The sequence below is a fragment of the Vibrio sp. 2132-1 genome, from assembly GCF_033344315.1.
Map to the genome: position 1 here is coordinate 170,217 of NZ_JAWPON010000004.1, position 18,382 is coordinate 188,598.

15 protein-coding genes are annotated in these 18,382 nt (G+C 44.0%); 11 read left to right on the forward strand and 4 right to left on the reverse strand.

The features are described 5' to 3' along the window. The first annotated feature begins 217 nt into the window (after positions 1-217). The 7 genes from R8N47_RS05785 to R8N47_RS05815 all read left to right on the forward strand — a co-directional run bounded on the left by R8N47_RS05785 (position 218) and on the right by R8N47_RS05815 (position 6,201). Entirely contained in the window at positions 218-898 is a 681-nt protein-coding gene (locus R8N47_RS05785) for a DUF3334 family protein (protein WP_005388843.1), read from the forward strand. Between the two features lie 208 nt (positions 899-1,106). Beyond that, entirely contained in the window at positions 1,107-1,802 is a 696-nt protein-coding gene (locus R8N47_RS05790) for a DUF2786 domain-containing protein (RefSeq protein ID WP_005377954.1), read from the forward strand. Positions 1,803-2,019: 217 nt separating this feature from the next. Further along, a complete protein-coding gene (locus R8N47_RS05795; RefSeq protein ID WP_005377956.1) occupies positions 2,020-2,679 on the forward strand; it encodes an OmpA family protein in 660 nt (219 codons plus the stop codon). Between the two features lie 76 nt (positions 2,680-2,755). After that, positions 2,756-3,730, forward strand: coding sequence for a hypothetical protein (locus R8N47_RS05800; protein WP_064353831.1), 975 nt, complete (start codon positions 2,756-2,758; stop codon positions 3,728-3,730). A 177-nt stretch (positions 3,731-3,907) separates the two neighbouring features. After that, positions 3,908-4,090 carry a hypothetical protein gene (locus tag R8N47_RS05805; protein WP_005377960.1) on the forward strand — a complete coding sequence of 61 codons (183 nt, stop codon included), beginning with the start codon at positions 3,908-3,910 and terminating at the stop codon, positions 4,088-4,090. Between the two features lie 411 nt (positions 4,091-4,501). Continuing rightward, positions 4,502-4,894, forward strand: a complete 393-nt coding sequence (locus R8N47_RS05810; protein ID WP_005377962.1) for a SulA-like leucine-rich domain-containing protein — start codon at positions 4,502-4,504, stop codon at positions 4,892-4,894. 203 nt (positions 4,895-5,097) lie between these two features. Continuing rightward, entirely contained in the window at positions 5,098-6,201 is a 1,104-nt protein-coding gene (locus R8N47_RS05815; RefSeq protein WP_064353830.1) for a phosphoribosylaminoimidazolesuccinocarboxamide synthase, read from the forward strand. 78 nt (positions 6,202-6,279) lie between these two features. Here R8N47_RS05815 and R8N47_RS05820 read toward each other — a convergent pair whose 3' ends face one another. The 3 genes from R8N47_RS05820 to R8N47_RS05830 all read right to left on the reverse strand — a co-directional run bounded on the left by R8N47_RS05820 (position 6,280) and on the right by R8N47_RS05830 (position 11,303). Further along, positions 6,280-7,953: an alkaline phosphatase D family protein gene (locus R8N47_RS05820; protein ID WP_064353829.1), complete on the reverse strand. Its 1,674-nt coding sequence runs from the start codon at positions 7,951-7,953 to the stop codon at positions 6,280-6,282. A 329-nt stretch (positions 7,954-8,282) separates the two neighbouring features. Continuing rightward, positions 8,283-8,660, reverse strand: a complete 378-nt coding sequence (locus R8N47_RS05825) for a hypothetical protein (protein WP_005377965.1) — start codon at positions 8,658-8,660, stop codon at positions 8,283-8,285. 288 nt (positions 8,661-8,948) lie between these two features. Next, entirely contained in the window at positions 8,949-11,303 is a 2,355-nt protein-coding gene (locus R8N47_RS05830; protein WP_064353843.1) for a helicase-related protein, read from the reverse strand. Positions 11,304-11,516: 213 nt separating this feature from the next. On the opposite strand from R8N47_RS05830, the gene R8N47_RS05835 reads away from it, so the two are divergent. The 3 genes from R8N47_RS05835 to R8N47_RS05845 all read left to right on the forward strand — a co-directional run bounded on the left by R8N47_RS05835 (position 11,517) and on the right by R8N47_RS05845 (position 15,671). After that, positions 11,517-13,205, forward strand: a complete 1,689-nt coding sequence (locus tag R8N47_RS05835; RefSeq protein ID WP_064353828.1) for an NAD-dependent malic enzyme — start codon at positions 11,517-11,519, stop codon at positions 13,203-13,205. Positions 13,206-13,359: 154 nt separating this feature from the next. Beyond that, positions 13,360-14,094, forward strand: a complete 735-nt coding sequence (locus R8N47_RS05840) for a vancomycin high temperature exclusion protein (protein WP_005388862.1) — start codon at positions 13,360-13,362, stop codon at positions 14,092-14,094. A gap of 206 nt (positions 14,095-14,300) precedes the next feature. Then, positions 14,301-15,671, forward strand: a complete 1,371-nt coding sequence (locus R8N47_RS05845; protein WP_017634863.1) for an SLC13 family permease — start codon at positions 14,301-14,303, stop codon at positions 15,669-15,671. Positions 15,672-15,813: 142 nt separating this feature from the next. Here the strand turns inward: R8N47_RS05845 and R8N47_RS05850 are convergent, their stop codons facing one another. Further along, a complete protein-coding gene (locus R8N47_RS05850) occupies positions 15,814-17,151 on the reverse strand; it encodes a GGDEF domain-containing protein (RefSeq protein ID WP_064353842.1) in 1,338 nt (445 codons plus the stop codon). Between the two features lie 336 nt (positions 17,152-17,487). Here R8N47_RS05850 and R8N47_RS05855 point away from each other — a divergent pair, with 336 nt between their 5' ends. Further along, positions 17,488-18,312 carry a DUF2797 domain-containing protein gene (locus R8N47_RS05855; RefSeq protein ID WP_053303179.1) on the forward strand — a complete coding sequence of 275 codons (825 nt, stop codon included), beginning with the start codon at positions 17,488-17,490 and terminating at the stop codon, positions 18,310-18,312. Positions 18,313-18,382: the final 70 nt, after the last annotated feature.

Sequence of the window (18,382 nt, forward strand, 5' to 3'; positions counted from 1 at the left end):
TAATTATTTGCTCACTTCTCATACAAATTGGCGCTAAGCGAAAAAAAACACCACAAAAGAGTTAGTGAAGTAATATTCTTTGAATTTCGTCACTTTACAACATTTAAAAAGACGAGCAAATCAGAATCTCGATACAATAATTAAACTTATGCTTTATTTTTTCACGCTTGATGCCTTACATTGGGGAACGAATCGCGTTTCTAGATGAGTTTTCAGAATGAAAAAAAATAAAATTGTGACCACTGAAGATATCCTTCTCAAACTTTGCCAGTCTGTTTCTGGCGTACTTACTTCGGCGACATCTTCTCAAGTAAATTATTCAGCAATGGTGCAAAAAATCCACAAGACTAGCCTCAAACCAGATTTTGGCTGTTTTGTTCTGTTTGATGGCGGATTTACCGGGCTAGTTGTGATTAATTTTACGGCAAAAGCCGCACTGGAGATCTACACCAACTACATGCGTAATATGGGCATGCCAGAAGAAGAACTGGCAATATCTCATACTTCTGACGAGGTAGGCGATGTTCTGGGTGAACTCATGAATCAACTGGTCGGAGACTTCACTAATAAAATTCGTAAAGACCTGCAAACGAACATCACACAAAACCAACCAAAAATGCTGGCGCTGAATAAGCAAGTTATCTTACAAGTTGATACCAACCTTGACCGCCCTCAAGCGCGCAGAGTGACGTTCTCCACCGAAAACAACAATATTTTCTATCTCGAACTAGCAATGGATAAAACTGAGTTCATCCAACTGGAAGAGTTTGAAGTTGCTGAAGACGAAAACCCAGACGACATTTTAGAGGCCACACGTAAACAGTTGGCTGAGAAAGAATCTAAATCGTCGGGATCAAACGATGATGCCGATGACTTGCTCAACCAGCTCGGGTTGTAATTCTAACGAATCTTAATGAAGAATGGCTTCTTAGACACAAGTACGACTTCATACTGATTACGACGAACTAAAACGCCAGCCTCGCTTAATGCGAGGCTTCTTTTTATGTGCTGAAATTATCTTCAGTCCCACCTTGTATTTCGTTTTTATGTCAAAAAAGGTAATATGTCTGACTTCATAAATTTTCTGCTTTCGTTACTGGTTGTCGATGGATAAACAAAAAGCTCTGAAAAAAATCGCCAAGTGCTTAGAACTGGGCAATTCCGCTAATGTTAATGAGGCTGCCAATGCTATCAAAATGGCACATCGCCTCATGCTTAAATATGGTCTCGATAAAGACGATATTGAGTTCATCAGAATGGGAAAAACACAATCTTCTCATCTGCTACCAGCGAACATCAGTTCTACCATATTGCGAGTGATTCGCGGCATTAACACAAAATTCGGTGTCGAAGCAGTATTGTTGAATCACAAAGGGCTCAAACGTGTCGAATTTATCGGTGAAGCAGATCGCGCTATTTTTGCTGCATTTGCTTTCGATATTGTTTATCGCGAGATGAACGAAAGTACCGGACAATTCCGAAACAGCTTTGCTGGCACCGGCACCTCTTCTCAGGAAGTGACTCGCCGTGTGAACTCATTTGTATCTGGCTGGGTGGAAGGCGCGATTGAAAAATTGCCAATTATTTCTCCAGATGAAGAGTCGGCCAATAAAATTAATGACTATATTGATAAAGAATTCCAAAACATTGACCGCGAAACGTTCAAGAAGCAATTGAAAGAAGCAATGAAAAACCTAACTGAAGACTACGAAGTGGGCTTAAAGAAAGGTAGAAAGGTTTCAGTTAACCGTGGAGTGGGCGGCGAACAAGCACGCAAAATGTTGGGCGATTCATCGAAATAGCCAGAATAGTAAAGGATTCACATAAGCAGCAATGACTTCGATGTCGATGGGGCTTACTTTGAGAGCTTTGGCAGTATTGGTAGGAATTTTCTTACAGAAACTCTTATCAATCTTACTTTCTCATAACAAATATTAATGCTTGTTTATTCATAATTCGCATCCCATTATGAGGCATGGTTTCGCCTCAGTTTTATACGGAGATTTTCCCTTGAAAAAGATGCCTATTGCACTAGCTCTAGTGCTAGCTCTTACTGGCTGTCAAGCCACTCAACGCCAAAATGCAACAACGGGTGAATACGAAACTAACTCCACCACGCAAGGCGCGCTTATTGGTGCGATCGCTGGCGCAGCAATCGGCCTAGCAACGGGTGATGATGCTAAAGAACGTCGTCAGCATGCACTCATTGGTGCAGCCGCAGGCGGAGCGACTGGCGCTGGCGTTGGTTACTACTTTGACCAACAAGAAGCGGAATTACGTCGCGCTTTGCTAAACTCTGGCGTACAAGTTCAGCGTGTTGGTGAAAATCAGCTTTTACTGCGTATGGAAAACGGTATCGGCTTCTCTTCAAGCTCTTACCAACTTGATGCTAGTATCCATAATACTCTACGCGGTGTTGCTCGCATCCTAGTTGAGTACCCAGATACCAGTCTCGTTATTGATGGTTACACGGATAGCACAGGCAGTGAGTCATACAACCAAACGTTGTCAGAGCGCCGTGCAGAGTCCGTACGTCAATTCCTAGTATCTCAAAACGTTGCACCTGGTCGTGCAATTGCACGCGGCTACGGCGAACGTAACCCAATTTGCTCAAACCAAACTTCTGAAGGTCGTGCGTGCAACCGTCGTGTTGAAATCCAGATCTTGCCACTGAAGTAATTTGGTTGCACCATAACGGTAATAATAAAAAATTACCGGAGCAGGCCTAACCATTATCGTTAGGCCTGACATATTAATGTCTGTCAAAACGTCTGCCCTACTCTGCTTATTTAGCCTCAGCTTTTCTGGCTACTCACTTGCCTCTCAAGCTCCAAATGACCCCATCGAACAATACGAGTACGCACAACAATTATTGGCATCAAACGAAGCTGAAGCCTCACCAGAAACGCGCTACTGGCTAGAGCAATCCGCCAACCAAGGTTACCTCCCTGCGCAAAAACAGCTCGCGAACGACTTTGCTAAAGGGATAAATGGCGAAAAAAATGAAACACAAGCGTTATATTGGCTAACCTCTATCGCACTCAATGACCCAACCGATCGTGGCTTTCTTCTCGCCGATTTTATTCAGCGCAATCCAGATAAGGTCACAACTTCTCAATTGACTGAAGCCTTGTATCAAATGGCTTCTCAGCATAATCCAGCAGCAGAACAAGCTTATAATCAACTGTTAGAGCTGCGCTTCAACCAACTACGAGCTAAACAAGTCTCGCAAATAAAGTCGCTCGATAAAAAAGCAGAGCAAACACAAGAAGAGAAAAGCACAGTTGCAAACCCCAAAGTAAAACACTCGCAGTTTCTATGGCTGATTTGGCTAGCGGCGATCCTCATCATCAGCGGCTTAAGTTTCCTCGTGATCAAAAAACTCAAGCAGAATAGAAAAGCGCGTGAAGCCAAAGAGGAAAGCCAAAATCAACGAATGGCGGAAAAAATAAAAGAGCTAGAGTTTACGAACAAGCAACTGAAGCGTCAGTTAGAGAAACTATTCAGAGAATTTAAGAAATCCAAAACTCAGGCAGAAAACCATAAGCTAAGCGTCGCGTGTGCTATGTTTGGCTACACACCACAAACCATCCCTGATTTACAGGCAATCAAGCTACGCTATAGACAGTTATCAAAGCTTTATCATCCTGACACAAGGGGCAGTGAAGAAGAAATGAAGCGACTCAATCATGCCTTTAAGCTCGTTTCACAAAATGTTACAAAACAGTAAAAATAGGTCAGGATACTTTGGCTGCCATGCTTTTATTCCCATATAATCAAACACCGCAATCGATCTCCCTCTCAAAGAAATTAACAGACATTTAACTTAAGTCGCGCTTTTATGCCATAATGCCCGGCGCAAAATAACACCTAACGACTCAAATTAATCTAGGTGGGGAGAAAATCAATGTTCACTGAAGAAGGCACCTGTGATTGGTGTAAAAAACCTAGTCTTGTAACTCGTCACGATTATTTAGATGGCAAGCACCATTACTCATGTAAAGCTTGTTACGACATGGCAAAAATCGACGTGCGCCTATTTAACCAAGGCGAATTGCAAATGCGCGAACGCTTGCAACGAGCGAGCTAAGCAAGACGGAATCAATGGAACTGATTTTCAAAGGCGCCTTTTAAGGCGCTTTTTTGATCGGCCAAGCCCTATTTCCAATCTCTATCTCGTATTCCCTCCTATCTTACATAGCACGTCGCATCGGTTATCAGCCCTCTCCCACTGTATACAAACCATTGTCCGTGAAAAACACCTGTATATACAGTAGTAAACCCCTGTATGTCTCTCGTCCAGTTTTCTACTCACCTCACATTTTTAAATTGATGTTAGACATATCAAAAATGAAAAACAACCACATAAATTCAATCACTTAGAATCAAATCCTTTTATTTCCTTCTCAAAAAACCGCAAATAACTTTTGAGAAACTGGTTGATCAGGTCACCAAAACAAACTACTGTATACACATACAGCATGTATAAAGGAACAGTAAGATGCAGTTACAAAGTCAATCTCATACATACTCTCGTTACAACGTATTGGCACAAGCAACTAAGCCCATGGCCGTTTCGGATCAGCTTCTATCTAAGCTGGCTGTTTTATCGCAGCAGAAACAATGGATTTTGTTTACAGCAGACTGCCCTCGTCCAGACTTTGAACAACTCACTGCTTCTAATATTTGCTGTAAAAACGTTATTCAAATGAAGCCCTCTCAACAGCTTTCAGAAGTCGAGATCGTGATAAAAGCCATCCGCTCAGGCAATGCCAGTGCTGTTGTCGCATCCAATAAAATTGCACTTATGAATCAATCTATGTTGCGCGACATGGCGCAGCGCTATCAGTGTGAAGTCTTTTTCGTCGAAGGCAGAGTTAATAAGTACCACTAATAAGTTCGACGTTATCCATCCTGCATCTCGCCTCCTTTTTAAGGGGGCTTTTTTTGTATTAAAGAAAACAGGCAAACGTTTGCTTTTTCTCTGGCGAGTTAAAATAGTTCTGGTATGATGCCCACATTCGATTTATTCAGCGCCCACATTTTGCTGAATATCTTCTCTTTCTGACGTTTGATTAAGATGATAGGAATGTCGCAATGAGCCTTGCTAATCAAGTACTTGCCGTCAATGACGACCTGCCAATTCGCACCCATAAACCCGTTCATAGTGGAAAAGTTCGTTCAGTTTACTGGTTAACTGAAGAAGACAGCGCCCGACTGATCAAAGAAAAAGGATACAATGTCGCTCCAGATGCGCCCTTGGCTATCATGGTGATTAGCGACCGAATCTCTGCATTCGATTGTATTTGGCATGCTGAAGGTGGTCTTAATGGTGTCCCGGGTAAAGGGGCTGCGCTTAATGCGATTTCTAATCACTGGTTCAAACTGTTCAAAGAAAATGGCTTAGCAGATAGCCATATTCTAGACATTCCTCACCCTTTTGTTTGGATTGTACAAAAAGCCAAACCGGTAAAAATCGAAGCCATCTGCCGCAAATACATCACGGGTTCGATGTGGCGCGCTTACGCAAATGGCGAGCGCGAGTTTTGTGGAATCCAACTTCCTGAAGGGTTAGAAAAAGACAAAGCACTGCCAGAGTTGCTAATGACCCCATCCACAAAAGGCATTCTAAAAGGCATTCCCGGTGTGCCAGAAGCGGATGACGTTAATATTACTCGTCAAAATATCGTAGACAACTACGAAGCATTTAACTTCTCAAGTGCGGACGATATCGCACTCTACGAAAAACTGCTGAAAGACGGCTTTAACGTTATCAGCCAAGCATTAGAAGCAATTGACCAAATCTTTGTCGATACCAAATTCGAATTTGGTTATGTTCATGATGCTGCTGGCAATGAAAAGCTGATTTACATGGATGAAGTGGGTACACCAGACTCATCTCGTATATGGGATGCTAAAGAGTACCAAGCAGGTCACATCGTAGAGAACTCAAAAGAAGGTTTCCGCCAGTTCCTACTTAACCACTTCCCTGACCCAGATATCTTGCTAAATAAAGAACGTATGCCAGAGCGTGAAGCACTCGCTCGTGATAATGCTTTACCCGTCGAATCTTTGATGGCGATTTCGAGCACCTACATTGGTATTGCCGAGAAGATTACAGGCAAGCCGATTCATTTGAGTGAGAATCCGAAAGCGGAAATCATCGAGGTTCTGAGCAAAGAATACGGATTGATTGACTAGCACTGTCGCTAGATTGCTAAACGCTTTCCAATAAAAAGTCCGCACTAGCTTGCGGACTTTTTTCGTATTAGGCTCAGTTTAGCCGATATTTAACGTAGTACCATCAGTTGTGGAGGCTGACTTGGTCGTCACCTGATATGTTTTGTCTTTAATCGTTGATACGAAATACCAGGTCGACTCTGCTTTGTCGGGCGTAAAAGTAACGCGCATAAAGCCACGCTGCTTGATATCTGCCCACTGTAATTCTGACACTAAGTGCGGCAACGTGTATTCCATTTGAGCGATCGCAACAGGATCTAACGCTAGGTAGGCCTCTAGCCCAGGGGAACTCACCGAGCTAGTTGCAAACTCTATCCCGATAGGATGCTTAGATACGTCTTTAAGCTCACTTGCCCATGCGTTGTGCGTATCTCCTGCCAAGCAGACAAATTTACCACTGTTGGCTTTGGCCAGTTGATAAACTTTCTCTCGCTCAACGTAGTAACCATCCCATGCATCTAGGTTATACGGGAGAGAAATGGTATCTGAACTTGGGTCAGAGAGGTAACCCGTAATCGCAGAGTTTACTGCTAATAACGCCTCTGTTTTTTGTTCTTCAGTGGCAGTAAACAATTGAAACATCGCGGTCATAACCGAACTTGGCAACTCCATACGAGACATTAACACTTGTTGCCCTAGCACATTCCAAGTTGCGTCGTGCGTACTGAACGCATCCATCAGCCAAGCGAGTTGGTCAGCGCCTAACAGCTCTCGGTCTTCGCTGCGCGACTGAGCAACTAAACCGCCAATCGCTTCCATCGTTGGAGAGCTGAGCGAGAAATAATCCAACGGTTTATCACGCCCCACAAGTCGCGTGTCGAGCATCATCAAATTGACTAGACTTCCAAACGAAAACTGACGGTAAATCAGCATGTTTGAGAAAGTGTTTTCACGAACGGGCAACCATTCTGTCCACGCGGCAGCCGCAGCTGGACGACGATCATTAAAACTGCCTTCCTCTTCTTGATGGTTTTCCGCACCATTTTTCCAACTATCATTTGCAAGCTCATGGTCATCCCAGACTGCAATCATTGGTAGGCTCGCATGTAACGCTTGCAGATCAGCATCTTGGCGATATTGCGCATACCGTTTTCGGTAATCATCTAAGGTAATGCATTCAGTGCCTTTGCTTGGCTCTCGCCCTAGTGCCTCAGCATCTTCACTAGCGTAGCCACCAGCCCCATACTCATAAATGTAATCACCGAGATGAAGTACCACATCAAACGGTTCTTGCTCATGTTGATTTAAGATCTCTCGATACACATGGAAATAACCAGCAGGATAGTTTGCACAAGAAACAACGGCCATGGATGCCTTTTCTACACCACCCTCTGGTAATGTTTGAGTTTGCCCGACTTCGCTAGTGACATCTCCAACCATGAATCGATAGTAATAGTGAGAATTTGCGTTGAGGTTTTGAACATCAACTTTTACCGTAAAATCTCGGCTCGTATCTGTAGCGAAAGTGCCACTTTGTACGATATCAGTAAAAATTTCGTTAGATGAAACTTGCCAGCTTACATCTGCGTAGCTTGCTGAGGTCGTAACACGAGTCCAAATGATTACTTGTGTTTGAGTAGGATCTCCACTCGCCACTCCGTGCTCAAAGGTAACCGCAACAGATTCACTAGCATCGCTACCACAGCCCACCAGCCCGGTAACAATCGCCGTTGAAGAGGCAGCTTTCATAAAGTCTCGACGAGACAAAGACATATTGACTTCCTTTCTTATTGTGTTTGTTTTTATGCCCAAATGACGTGGTGACTCAATCATCCTTGTGTGCCAATAAGGGACGTTAATTCGAACTTACAGTACCAACCACTTAGTCGGTAATTTGTCCTAAAAACACAAAGTTAGAAGCTAGTTATGACAATTGCATTTCCAAACGTTACATTTTTGTTAATTTAAGTGCAAATACTCTATATTCATCACACTTCCAAGACCTGTGACAAAAACCTCAAAATAAAAAAGCGACCTACTTTGAGGTCGCTTTTCATTGCACTATTGTTAAGTGGTACATCGATGAAGTGGAAATGCTCAGCCTAAAACTTGATGTTAAGGACATCTTGTTCTGACGTATCCACCTTCAACTGACTGCGAGATTCTATGTACTCGATTTGCTGAACATCGAGCGAATATGGCATAACGACTCGCAATTCATTGATCCCTTCATGTTTAGCTAGCTGGGTTAAGCGGACCAAATTGGATTCATCACTTTTACGAGAAGACATCGATTTTAATGCGGCATCCCACAACCGATCTTCAGGCTTGCTCAATTCCGCAATGTTCTGTTTCCACATCAAACCGAAAATAGGCGCGATGGTGGCAAATGCCTCTAAAAAGGTCCATTTCTTACTACCTGTCGCTCCTAAAAAGCTAGTGTAGTCGAATTCAATGCACGTCTTTCCTTGTTGATCCATTCTATGCCCCCGACACTCGAAAATGAGATATACCAAATATCGTTCAACTGTTTTGATATAGCAATGGGATATAAAACATTCGTCTTTTATGCCTTAATTTACATACAAAAGGAAATATTAAAACCAGCTTTGTAACAACTGATGTACAGCTTCGCCATATATAAGCATTCAATTGATTAATATTTCAATTAAGAAACTAAAAACAACACGCAAGTAACGCTATCAATATGAAATCATTATAGATTCACCAAGAAAATATCAATTCTTGTCACAACGTCATCCGCCGACCTACTTTACATCAATCACTCGACTGGCCTTTTTATACTGTATCTTCCAACCAGCCCAACGTGGCAGCTCCCAACGCTTCGGGTCCCCCTTACGGTTTCCCTCTCGATAAACGACCTGTACCAGCTTGCGAGACGCGTAATACTCAACATCCAGTTGGAGTTCTGGCAGCGAAAGTTCTAAAGGGTACTGCTCCGTGAAATCGTCGTATTCCCATTCTGGAACACCGTTAAATGTTAAGTCTTCCGGTTCAAACAACGCCATATCATCGACATTTTCAACGCCTAATGTTTCCAACTGATCCTTTAACCAGCTAGAAAATGTCAAGGAGGCCAAGTCGTTAACCTCTTCTCCTTCGACATTAAGGCCCAATGCGTTGTAGAGTTTCCAGTGTTGGATTTGTTGTTTTCTTTGAGAAGCAAATCCTGGTAACAGTGTCTCGTCTTCTATCATTTCGACAATAGACTGAACAGCAACATCACCTTTTAACGCTTGATGTTCAGTACAGATTGTTCGTCCGGCGTAGACCAAATGCATCGTTGCTCTTGGGGTCTCCTCTTCATAATTCGTCTCACCTTGTTGCCACTCCCCTAGCTCAAGTTCGCGTAATAATGTCAGCGGGATAGGCATCATAACCGATGCGAGGTTCAGTGTTTGCTTAACGCCTCGTCCTGGCACGCTATGGCTATCTAGCACGATGGCCGCTTCTTCTTTATCAGGAAAGCGGCTGTTACGCCCAACCAGCATCTCGACTACGCCATTTCCTAGAGCATCCCTTCGACGAGCTCGTCGGACAAACACAAGCTCAGGGTGCAATGAGGCGATGGAGAAAAAGAGCGCTTCACGTTTATATCGAGAGGCAACGTCAAGTTCCGGTAATTCAAATACTTCTCGCATTTGTTTCGCTAAACCTTGTGCCTCTTCGAGTGCGCTGGCATCAATGACAATGCCCGGAAGTCGCTCCCCTCGAACCAAACGGATCAGCAAAGAGGCATCACATCCGTATGGCTCCTCTTGAGATAGAAGCTCAGCAACTTCACCACTTTGTCGCTGATAGAGCTGCGCAGGCACAGATAAGGCGGCAGCCAAATCAATCATTGCTTCCTTCTCTGGCTTCGCTTGAATTCTGGTAACGAGATCGGCAAACAGTGCATCAATAGGTAGTGGATATACTTTTCTCCCGTGCTGCGTGACATTGCCATCCTCATCAATCGCTTCCATGGATAACAACGTCGAATGAGATGCCTCTAGCGACTTTGGGGGAATTGAGTCGAGAAAATCGAGTGTTGAGAGACGGTACCCACAACAAGCCGCTGCCAGCATGGGCTCGACGAGCTCTTCTCTGTGTAATTCTGGAGGCGTCACTAATTCTAAAGGCGCGTGCTCACCATATAGACGAATACAAGCCCCTTCGGTAACGCGACCTGCTCGCCCCATTCGCTGCGCGGCACTGGCCTTAGAAATGTTGGTTAATGTCAGTGCTGTACGTCCATTTCGTTGTACAGTTCTGCGCTCTAAACCACTATCGATTACCACACGGATATTAGGAATGGTCAGAGAGGTTTCCGCGACGTTGGTTGCCAATACGACTTTCCGTTGCTTTTGTACCGTCAGCGCACGATGTCGTTCTTCATCACTGACCGAGGCATGAAGTTTAACCACCATGACATCACTGCTGCTTTGTAGCATCTGCGCGCATTGGGCGATCTCTTTACGTCCTGGGAGAAAAACAAGAATATCGCCATCTTCATCTTCCAGTGCTTCTTTTACCGCTCCGACAACTTCCTGTTCACATCCCTTTTTGTTCGGTAAATAGCGGCTGTCTGTGGAACGATGTGTCACCGTGACTGGAAAGCAACGTCCTTCCGAACGCAGACGCTTAGCATCCAGGTAACGCGCTAGCTTTTCGCCTTCTAAGGTAGCGGAAGTGACGATCAATCGATGTTGATTTTCTTGCTTCAAAATGGCGGTTAATAGATCAATATCCCATCGTCGCTCGTGAAATTCGTCCACTATCACGACATCAAAGTCTGCTAGCTTGTTTTCCGAAAACCAACGCAGTGCAACCCCCGGAGTCACAAATACAACTTCGGTTTTTTCATCAAAGTAGGCATGAAGCTTGATCGCGTAACCGACTTTGCGACCTATTGGCTCTCCAGATTGCTCCGCAAGAAATTCAGCCAGCGAGGTACAAGCAATTCGACGTGGTTCAATAACCAGAACGCGTCCGTGTTTTGCCGCCCACATGGGCAAGCGGGTAGATTTACCCGACCCGGTTTCGGCTTCCACCACAAGATGGTTAAGGCTTACACGATGGTCAAACTCGGCTTGCAGGCTGTCGATAGGTAGTTGAAACATAGAAATTGGATTTGATTTGATGATGCAAAACATTATACCCAAGTAAAAAAATCCTGCTTTAGGTATCTCTAAACAACCAATATTGCCGATATTTTCGTCGGTATCTGAATTTTTTTGCGACATTACATTGATGTGCATCAACGCATGTTTACAACTAAATAGTGAACCCGTTAAAATTTGGTGCGCATCCTTCAACCCTACATAAGGCACCCAATGAACAACGATAAACGCCCACTATATATTCCATATGCGGGTCCGGCTCTTTTAGCAACCCCTCTTTTGAACAAAGGCAGTGCATTCTCTGCTGAAGAACGTAGTTCATTCAACTTAGAAGGTCTGCTTCCAGAGTCGACCGAAACTATCCAAGAGCAGGTGGAACGTGCCTACCAGCAATACAAAAGTTTCGAAAGCGATATGGATAAGCACATTTATCTGCGTAATATCCAAGACACCAACGAAACATTGTATTACCGCCTAGTGCAAAATCACATTTCTGAGATGATGCCTATCATCTACACACCGACTGTTGGCGCAGCATGTGAAAACTTCTCTAACATTTACCGTCGTGGTCGTGGTCTGTTCATTTCATACCCAAACCGTGACCGTATTGACGACTTGCTGAACAACGCAGCAAACCACAACGTTAAAGTGATTGTTGTGACAGATGGAGAACGTATCCTTGGCTTGGGTGACCAAGGTATCGGCGGCATGGGTATTCCTATCGGTAAACTGTCACTATATACCGCGTGTGGTGGTATCAGCCCTGCTTACACGCTACCAATCGTGCTTGATGTGGGTACCAATAACCCGCAACGCTTAGCTGATCCGATGTACATGGGTTGGCGTCATCCTCGTATTACGGGTGCAGAATACGATGCATTTGTAGAAGAGTTTATCCAAGCGGTACAGCGCCGTTGGCCTGATGCTTTGATCCAGTTCGAAGACTTTGCTCAGAAAAATGCGATGCCTCTTCTTGAGCGTTACAAAGACCGCGTGTGTTGCTTCAATGATGATATTCAGGGTACTGCTGCTGTTACTGTTGGCTCTCTACTTGCAGCTTGTAAAGCAGCAGGAACTCAGCTTTCTAAACAACGTATTACCTTCCTAGGCGCAGGGTCTGCTGGTTGTGGTATCGCAGAAGCGATCATCGCACAAATGGTATCGGAAGGAATTTCTGACGAGCAAGCTCGCTCACAAGTTTACATGGTTGACCGTTGGGGTCTGTTACAAGAAGGCATGCCTAACCTTCTTGATTTCCAACAACGCTTGGTGCAAAAGCATACCAATACGAAAGAGTGGGAAAATGAAGGAAATGGCTTCTCACTACTCGATGTTATGCGTAACGCCAAGCCAACGGTACTAATTGGTGTTTCTGGTGCTCCTGGCCTATTTAGCCAAGAAGTCATCAAAGAAATGCATAAACACTGTAAGCGTCCGATTGTCTTCCCACTGTCGAACCCAACAAGCCGCGTGGAAGCGACACCGAACGACATCATTCGTTGGACAAATGGTGAAGCACTGGTTGCAACAGGTAGCCCATTTGAGCCAGTGGTTCATGAAGGTCGCACTTACCCTATTGCACAATGTAACAACAGCTACATCTTCCCAGGCATTGGCCTTGGTGTACTTGCTGTCAATGCAAAACGTGTCACTGACGAGATGCTAATGGAATCAAGTCGCGCGCTAGCAACATGTTCTCCTCTAGCAATCAATGGTCGTGGTGCACTACTTCCACCACTGGAAGAGATCCACTTAGTGTCGAAAAAAATCGCATTTGCCGTTGGTAAAAAGGCAATTGAACAAGGTGTCGCATTAGAAATTACTGATGAAGCATTGAACGTGGCGATTGAACAGTCGTTCTGGCAACCTGTTTACCGCCGCTACAAACGCACTGCGTTCTAAGCTTGAGACAATTCGTTTAATAATTAGCCCCTACCATGTAGGGGCTTTTATTTTTTTATCATCCTAACCAGATTTTGGCATAAATGGGCTTCTCTCTTTTTGTTTCTATCAGATATGATGAGAGCTACATTTTTAGTTAAGGATATAAGACGTTTTGTTGTTTTCTCGCATAAGATCAAAGTGGAAGCTGAAATTTTCCTGGAAGCGATTTGCTTTGATTTTGTCGATCTCTGCACTTAGTCTGCTTGTTTCTGTTATTGCCATCGACCGGTGGGTGGTTTTACAAGCCAAAGAGAGCATTTTCACTGAATACGAGCAAATCCCTCAACATGAGGTTGCCGTAGTTCTTGGTACCAGTAAATACATCGGAAAGATCCTCAACACTTACTACACTCATCGCATTAATGCGGCGATTGAGCTTTACAACCAAGGCAAAGTAAAACAGTTTTTATTGAGTGGTGATAACGCCCACCGTTCATACAACGAACCGTGGACAATGAAACGCGACTTACTTAAAGCAGGCGTGCCTGAAGAAGTGATTCACCTTGATTATGCTGGCTTTCGTACCTTAGATTCGATTGTACGAGCGAAAAAAATTTTTGCTTCGGAGCGATTTCTGATTGTGACTCAGCGCTTTCACTGTGAACGCGCACTGTTCATCGCTGATGCTTACAGCATTGATGCGCAATGTCTCGCGGTAGCAGGGCCGACGGCCAACAAGCAAAAAACATCGATGCGTGTTCGAGAACTGCTAGCCCGTGTGAAAGCGTTTTTAGACCTGTACATTATCAATACGCAGCCTAAGTTTCTTGGCCCTCAAGAACCTATCGTCGCAGTAAAAGAGCCAAATAAAGCAGCTAACGAGCCTCTTCAAGTCCCCGTCGAATAGGCTCACAAGCCTAGTAACATTTCTATAAAACAAATGGGTAGTTTTCTACCCATTTCCAATTCTCAACATCACACTTTCTAATTTGCTCTACGATTCAGGCAAAACTCTTTTTCGCATTCAAAGTAACATTTCATCAATAAATAACTACAAGTCAGTTACTTTGCCATAAAAAACCGACAAAAGGCAATGCAAAAGGAGCACTACCCATGACCGCACTCGCTGTGACATTGAAGAATTGGTTCTTCACTCGCAACAGCATGATTTTGAACGCGAATATCCTATTGTTCATTATCTTGTTTAATACCTTACCCTTTGAACCACAAGTAGTAACCGGCCTGAGCATCTTAGTTTTTGTTGCTATTTTGTGGCTAACCGAAGCGATTCACGTCAGCATTACCGCGCTGCTCATACCACTACTTGCGGTATTTTTGGGTGTGTTCAACACTCAAGCCGCACTGAATAACTTTTCCAACTCCATCATTTTTCTATTTTTGGGTGGTTTTGCACTAGCTGCGGCTCTGCATAAACAAAAGTTAGATCAAGCGATTGCAGATAAAGTACTATTGCTGGCAAGAGGAAAAATGTCTGTCGCTGTATTCATGCTATTTGGTGTGAGTGCTGGCCTGTCAATGTGGATTTCAAACACCGCCACCGCCGCGATGATGTTACCGCTGGTGCTGGGTGTGATGACAAAGCTAGACGCCAAGAAAAACCACAACACCTTTTTGTTTGTTCTACTCGGTATCGCTTACAGTGCTTCAATTGGTGGTATTGCAACACTGGTTGGTAGCCCACCAAACGCAATTGCAGCCGCTGAAGTTGGCCTAAGCTTCACTGAATGGATGAAGTTTGGTGTACCTATTTCCCTAGTATTAATGCCAATCGCTATCCTCGTATTGTACACGATGACTAAGCCTGACCTTAGCCACAAGTTTGACCTTGACCATCAACCAGTCGAATGGACAAACGGCAAAATGATTACGTTGGCGATTTTCTTACTGACCGTAACTTTGTGGATATTCAGTAAGCCTATTAACGCTATGCTGGGTGGCTTCGCGAAGTTCGATACTCTTGTAGCCATTGGCGCCATCCTTCTACTTGGTGCTTCTCGCGCCGTCGAGTGGAAAGATATTGAGAAAACAACCGACTGGGGTGTGTTAATCCTATTTGGTGGTGGTATCTGTCTGAGTAACGTCCTAAAAGCAACCGGAACAAGCGTATTTTTGGCTCATAGCTTGTCAGGCTTCCTTGAGCAAGCCGGTATTCTCTTAACGATTCTTGCAGTGGTTGCTTTTGTTGTCTTCTTGACTGAGTTTGCGAGTAACACCGCCAGTGCTGCGCTACTTGTCCCTGTATTTGCGACCATTGCAGAAGCCTTAGGCATGTCTCCGGTTATTCTCTCTGCACTGATTGCCGTCGCTGCATCTTGTGCATTTATGTTACCTGTTGCAACACCTCCAAACGCGATTGTGTTCGGTACGGGTCATATCAAGCAAAAAGAAATGATGCGAATTGGTTTCGTATTAAACATTGCCTGTATTGCTGCACTAACGCTTTTCGCTTGGTTGTTCTGGTAAAAATAGCAAATTCGATTAGCACTACACTGCTGCTCACGGTAATCGTATCGATAACCCAAACTTCCCCCCTAAGTGGTGTTCAGCAGTTTCCCTCTTGGTGGCCAGTTGGCCACCTTTTTTCTTTCCTTTTAGTGAACGGCTATCAGGCTTGCTTCTTTTCGCAAGCAAGTAAACCATAATGAGCTTCCACTCGGTTGCGACCATTGCGCTTCGCCTGATACAACACTTCGTCAGCTCTCGCCATTGTTTCTGAGACGCGTTCATTCTGCATTTGGGCAATGCCAATACTGCAAGTTAATGATTCACCGTGCACCCACAAATGATCCTCCACATTTTTGCGAATCATTTCTGCCTTCTCTAACGCTTGTTCAATATTGGTATCAGGGCAAAATACGACAAACTCTTCGCCGCCCCAACGAACGAGTCGATCGTCTGAGTAAATAGAAGTCGCTACCACCATGACAAATTCGCGCAATATGTCATCCCCCATTTGGTGCCCAAATTTGTCGTTCACCTTTTTAAACTTATCCAAGTCCAAATAGAGAATACTGAAGGTGTTATGCCCCCAGCGAACCTGACGAGATTGTTGTTCCAGCCAGTGTTGCACAGCATATCGGTTCATCGCGCCCGTCAAAGCATCTCGATGCGCTAACTCTGCAAACTCATAGTTTTGAGCTCGCAAAGTATCATTCACCTTTTCCAAATGACGGTGACGCTTTTGCGCTTTTTCATAAGCCACTCTATTTTTTCGTAACTCATGCAGTGAAAAAGCCAGTCCAAGCGCCATCCAAGAGAGTAATAATGCATACAACAATGTTTCTTGCGCAAGGTAAGCGCCTTCAAACTCAATTTTATCAATCACAATTCTATGTTTACCAAGTGCCGCACCAGACCCAGTTGCAATATCAATACGTGTGATGTTTGAAAATTCAGGTGCAGAGTGCTCAATCGCGACTCCGTTATCCGCTAACCACCAGGTCATCACCTGAAGATTTTTAATCGGAATTTCGACAATATCGCTCGAACCCGACGGAGAAAACTGCATGCCATTATATTTAATGGTGTACTCGTCGTCCGGCTTGGAATACTCAGAATTATAATTGCGAAGATACAAACGTAGGTCGTGGCTAGGGTTAGCCCCTATTCCTGCCTCTTCATATCGCACCTTCAATCGAATCGTATGGTAGTTGGAAAGGTCAATACCCTGTGTTGGCGTTGCTGAATCGGTATAAACCGAGATTCCGCAGTAAGGCCAAGCATACGAGCTCTGCTTTAGTTCACAGCTAAGAACTAGGCTTTGCCGATCGTATGTGATATCAGCCTCACTCACACCTCCTTCACTGGCATCTTTAGTTGCATAGATATTGAAATGCTCAGGTGTAATGGTCAGCTTTCGCGTATCGCCAAGCACACTATAAAGGGCAACCAAACTGATAGTGCAAATAGAAAGAGCAAAGATAAAGTTATGGATCCACTTCATGGGCAAGTGACCTGCTGAGATTATATGCAATACGTGAGGTTCAATAATTTCAAAAAATGAAATCAAGGTGATTTATCAAGAAATAAAATCACTTTCTCATTCAATTCTTAGTTTCGACACATAGTAACGGATTTTGAACCGTTATCACGTTTTAAAATTTCTAAAAAGTGCAGCTCAACTTCTATTTGCGAAGCATTTCACAGCCATAATTTTTAGAAAATAAAACACGATGCATAATAATTTAGTGCAAGACATTTACTTTAAAGCTCCTGTCAACCCTGCATCTCTTCTCCACTTCAGTATATACTGTGCAAAAACACAATAATGAGTAATGTCATGTCATTAATTGCAACTGGCACGCTAAACAAAATGCGTGCTTCTCTGGACGGTGCCGTCAACTACCGTCTTCCTGTCGGTGAGGAAGAAATCGACTTAACTCCGTTTCTGGGTAAAACGCTCACACTGACTCACACTGGCAATATTTTTTGTTGCTCATGTGGAAAGAAAACGAAAAAGAGTTATTCGCAAGGCCACTGTTTTGTATGCATGAAAAAGCTAGCAAGCTGCGACATGTGTATCATGAAGCCAGAGACCTGCCACTACGATCAAGGGACTTGTCGCGAACCACAATGGGGTGAAGAGAATTGCATGGTGGATCACTTTGTCTACCTGTCCAACACATCCAGCTTAAAAGTTGGTATTACTCGTCATACTCAAATCCCGACTCGTTGGATTGACCAAGGCGCGACTCAGGGCTTGCCAATTTTTAAAGTAAAAACTCGCCATATCTCCGGTTTAATTGAAGTTGAACTGGCGAAACATATCGCAGACAAGACCAATTGGCGCACACTGCTTAAAGGTGACGGTGAACCTATGGCATTGCAGGACCGTTTTGCTGAGCTATTGCCTTTAGTCGAAGAGAAAATTGCCGAGATAAAACAGCAATTCGGCGAAGATGCCATTGAAGTATTAAACGAAAGCATTACCGACCTTAGCTACCCGGTACAACAGCACCCAACGAAGATCACTTCGCATAACTTCGATAAAAACCCGGTTGTTACTGGCACTTTGCAAGGCATTAAAGGTCAATACCTCATCTTTGATACTGGCGTTATTAATGTAAGAAAATTCACTTCCTATGAAGTTGAAGTTAGTGCGTAATCGCTTGCAGAACGCGTTGATTCAAATAAAAACGAAAAAAGCTCGAGTTTGACTCGAGCTTTTGTTTTTC

What these genes read in the sequence shown, in the direction of transcription:
- R8N47_RS05785 (WP_005388843.1), top strand. Translation starts at nt 218, where the DNA reads ATGAAAAAAAATAAAATTGTGACCACTGAAGATATCCTTCTCAAACTT.
- R8N47_RS05790 (WP_005377954.1), top strand. Translation starts at nt 1,107, where the DNA reads ATGGATAAACAAAAAGCTCTGAAAAAAATCGCCAAGTGCTTAGAACTG.
- R8N47_RS05795 (WP_005377956.1), top strand. Translation starts at nt 2,020, where the DNA reads ATGCCTATTGCACTAGCTCTAGTGCTAGCTCTTACTGGCTGTCAAGCC.
- R8N47_RS05800 (WP_064353831.1), top strand. Translation starts at nt 2,756, where the DNA reads ATGTCTGTCAAAACGTCTGCCCTACTCTGCTTATTTAGCCTCAGCTTT.
- R8N47_RS05805 (WP_005377960.1), top strand. Translation starts at nt 3,908, where the DNA reads ATGTTCACTGAAGAAGGCACCTGTGATTGGTGTAAAAAACCTAGTCTT.
- R8N47_RS05810 (WP_005377962.1), top strand. Translation starts at nt 4,502, where the DNA reads ATGCAGTTACAAAGTCAATCTCATACATACTCTCGTTACAACGTATTG.
- R8N47_RS05815 (WP_064353830.1), top strand. Translation starts at nt 5,098, where the DNA reads ATGAGCCTTGCTAATCAAGTACTTGCCGTCAATGACGACCTGCCAATT.
- R8N47_RS05820 (WP_064353829.1), bottom strand. Translation starts at nt 7,953, where the DNA reads ATGTCTTTGTCTCGTCGAGACTTTATGAAAGCTGCCTCTTCAACGGCG.
- R8N47_RS05825 (WP_005377965.1), bottom strand. Translation starts at nt 8,660, where the DNA reads ATGGATCAACAAGGAAAGACGTGCATTGAATTCGACTACACTAGCTTT.
- R8N47_RS05830 (WP_064353843.1), bottom strand. Translation starts at nt 11,303, where the DNA reads ATGTTTCAACTACCTATCGACAGCCTGCAAGCCGAGTTTGACCATCGT.
- R8N47_RS05835 (WP_064353828.1), top strand. Translation starts at nt 11,517, where the DNA reads ATGAACAACGATAAACGCCCACTATATATTCCATATGCGGGTCCGGCT.
- R8N47_RS05845 (WP_017634863.1), top strand. Translation starts at nt 14,301, where the DNA reads ATGACCGCACTCGCTGTGACATTGAAGAATTGGTTCTTCACTCGCAAC.
- R8N47_RS05850 (WP_064353842.1), bottom strand. Translation starts at nt 17,151, where the DNA reads ATGAAGTGGATCCATAACTTTATCTTTGCTCTTTCTATTTGCACTATC.
- R8N47_RS05855 (WP_053303179.1), top strand. Translation starts at nt 17,488, where the DNA reads ATGTCATTAATTGCAACTGGCACGCTAAACAAAATGCGTGCTTCTCTG.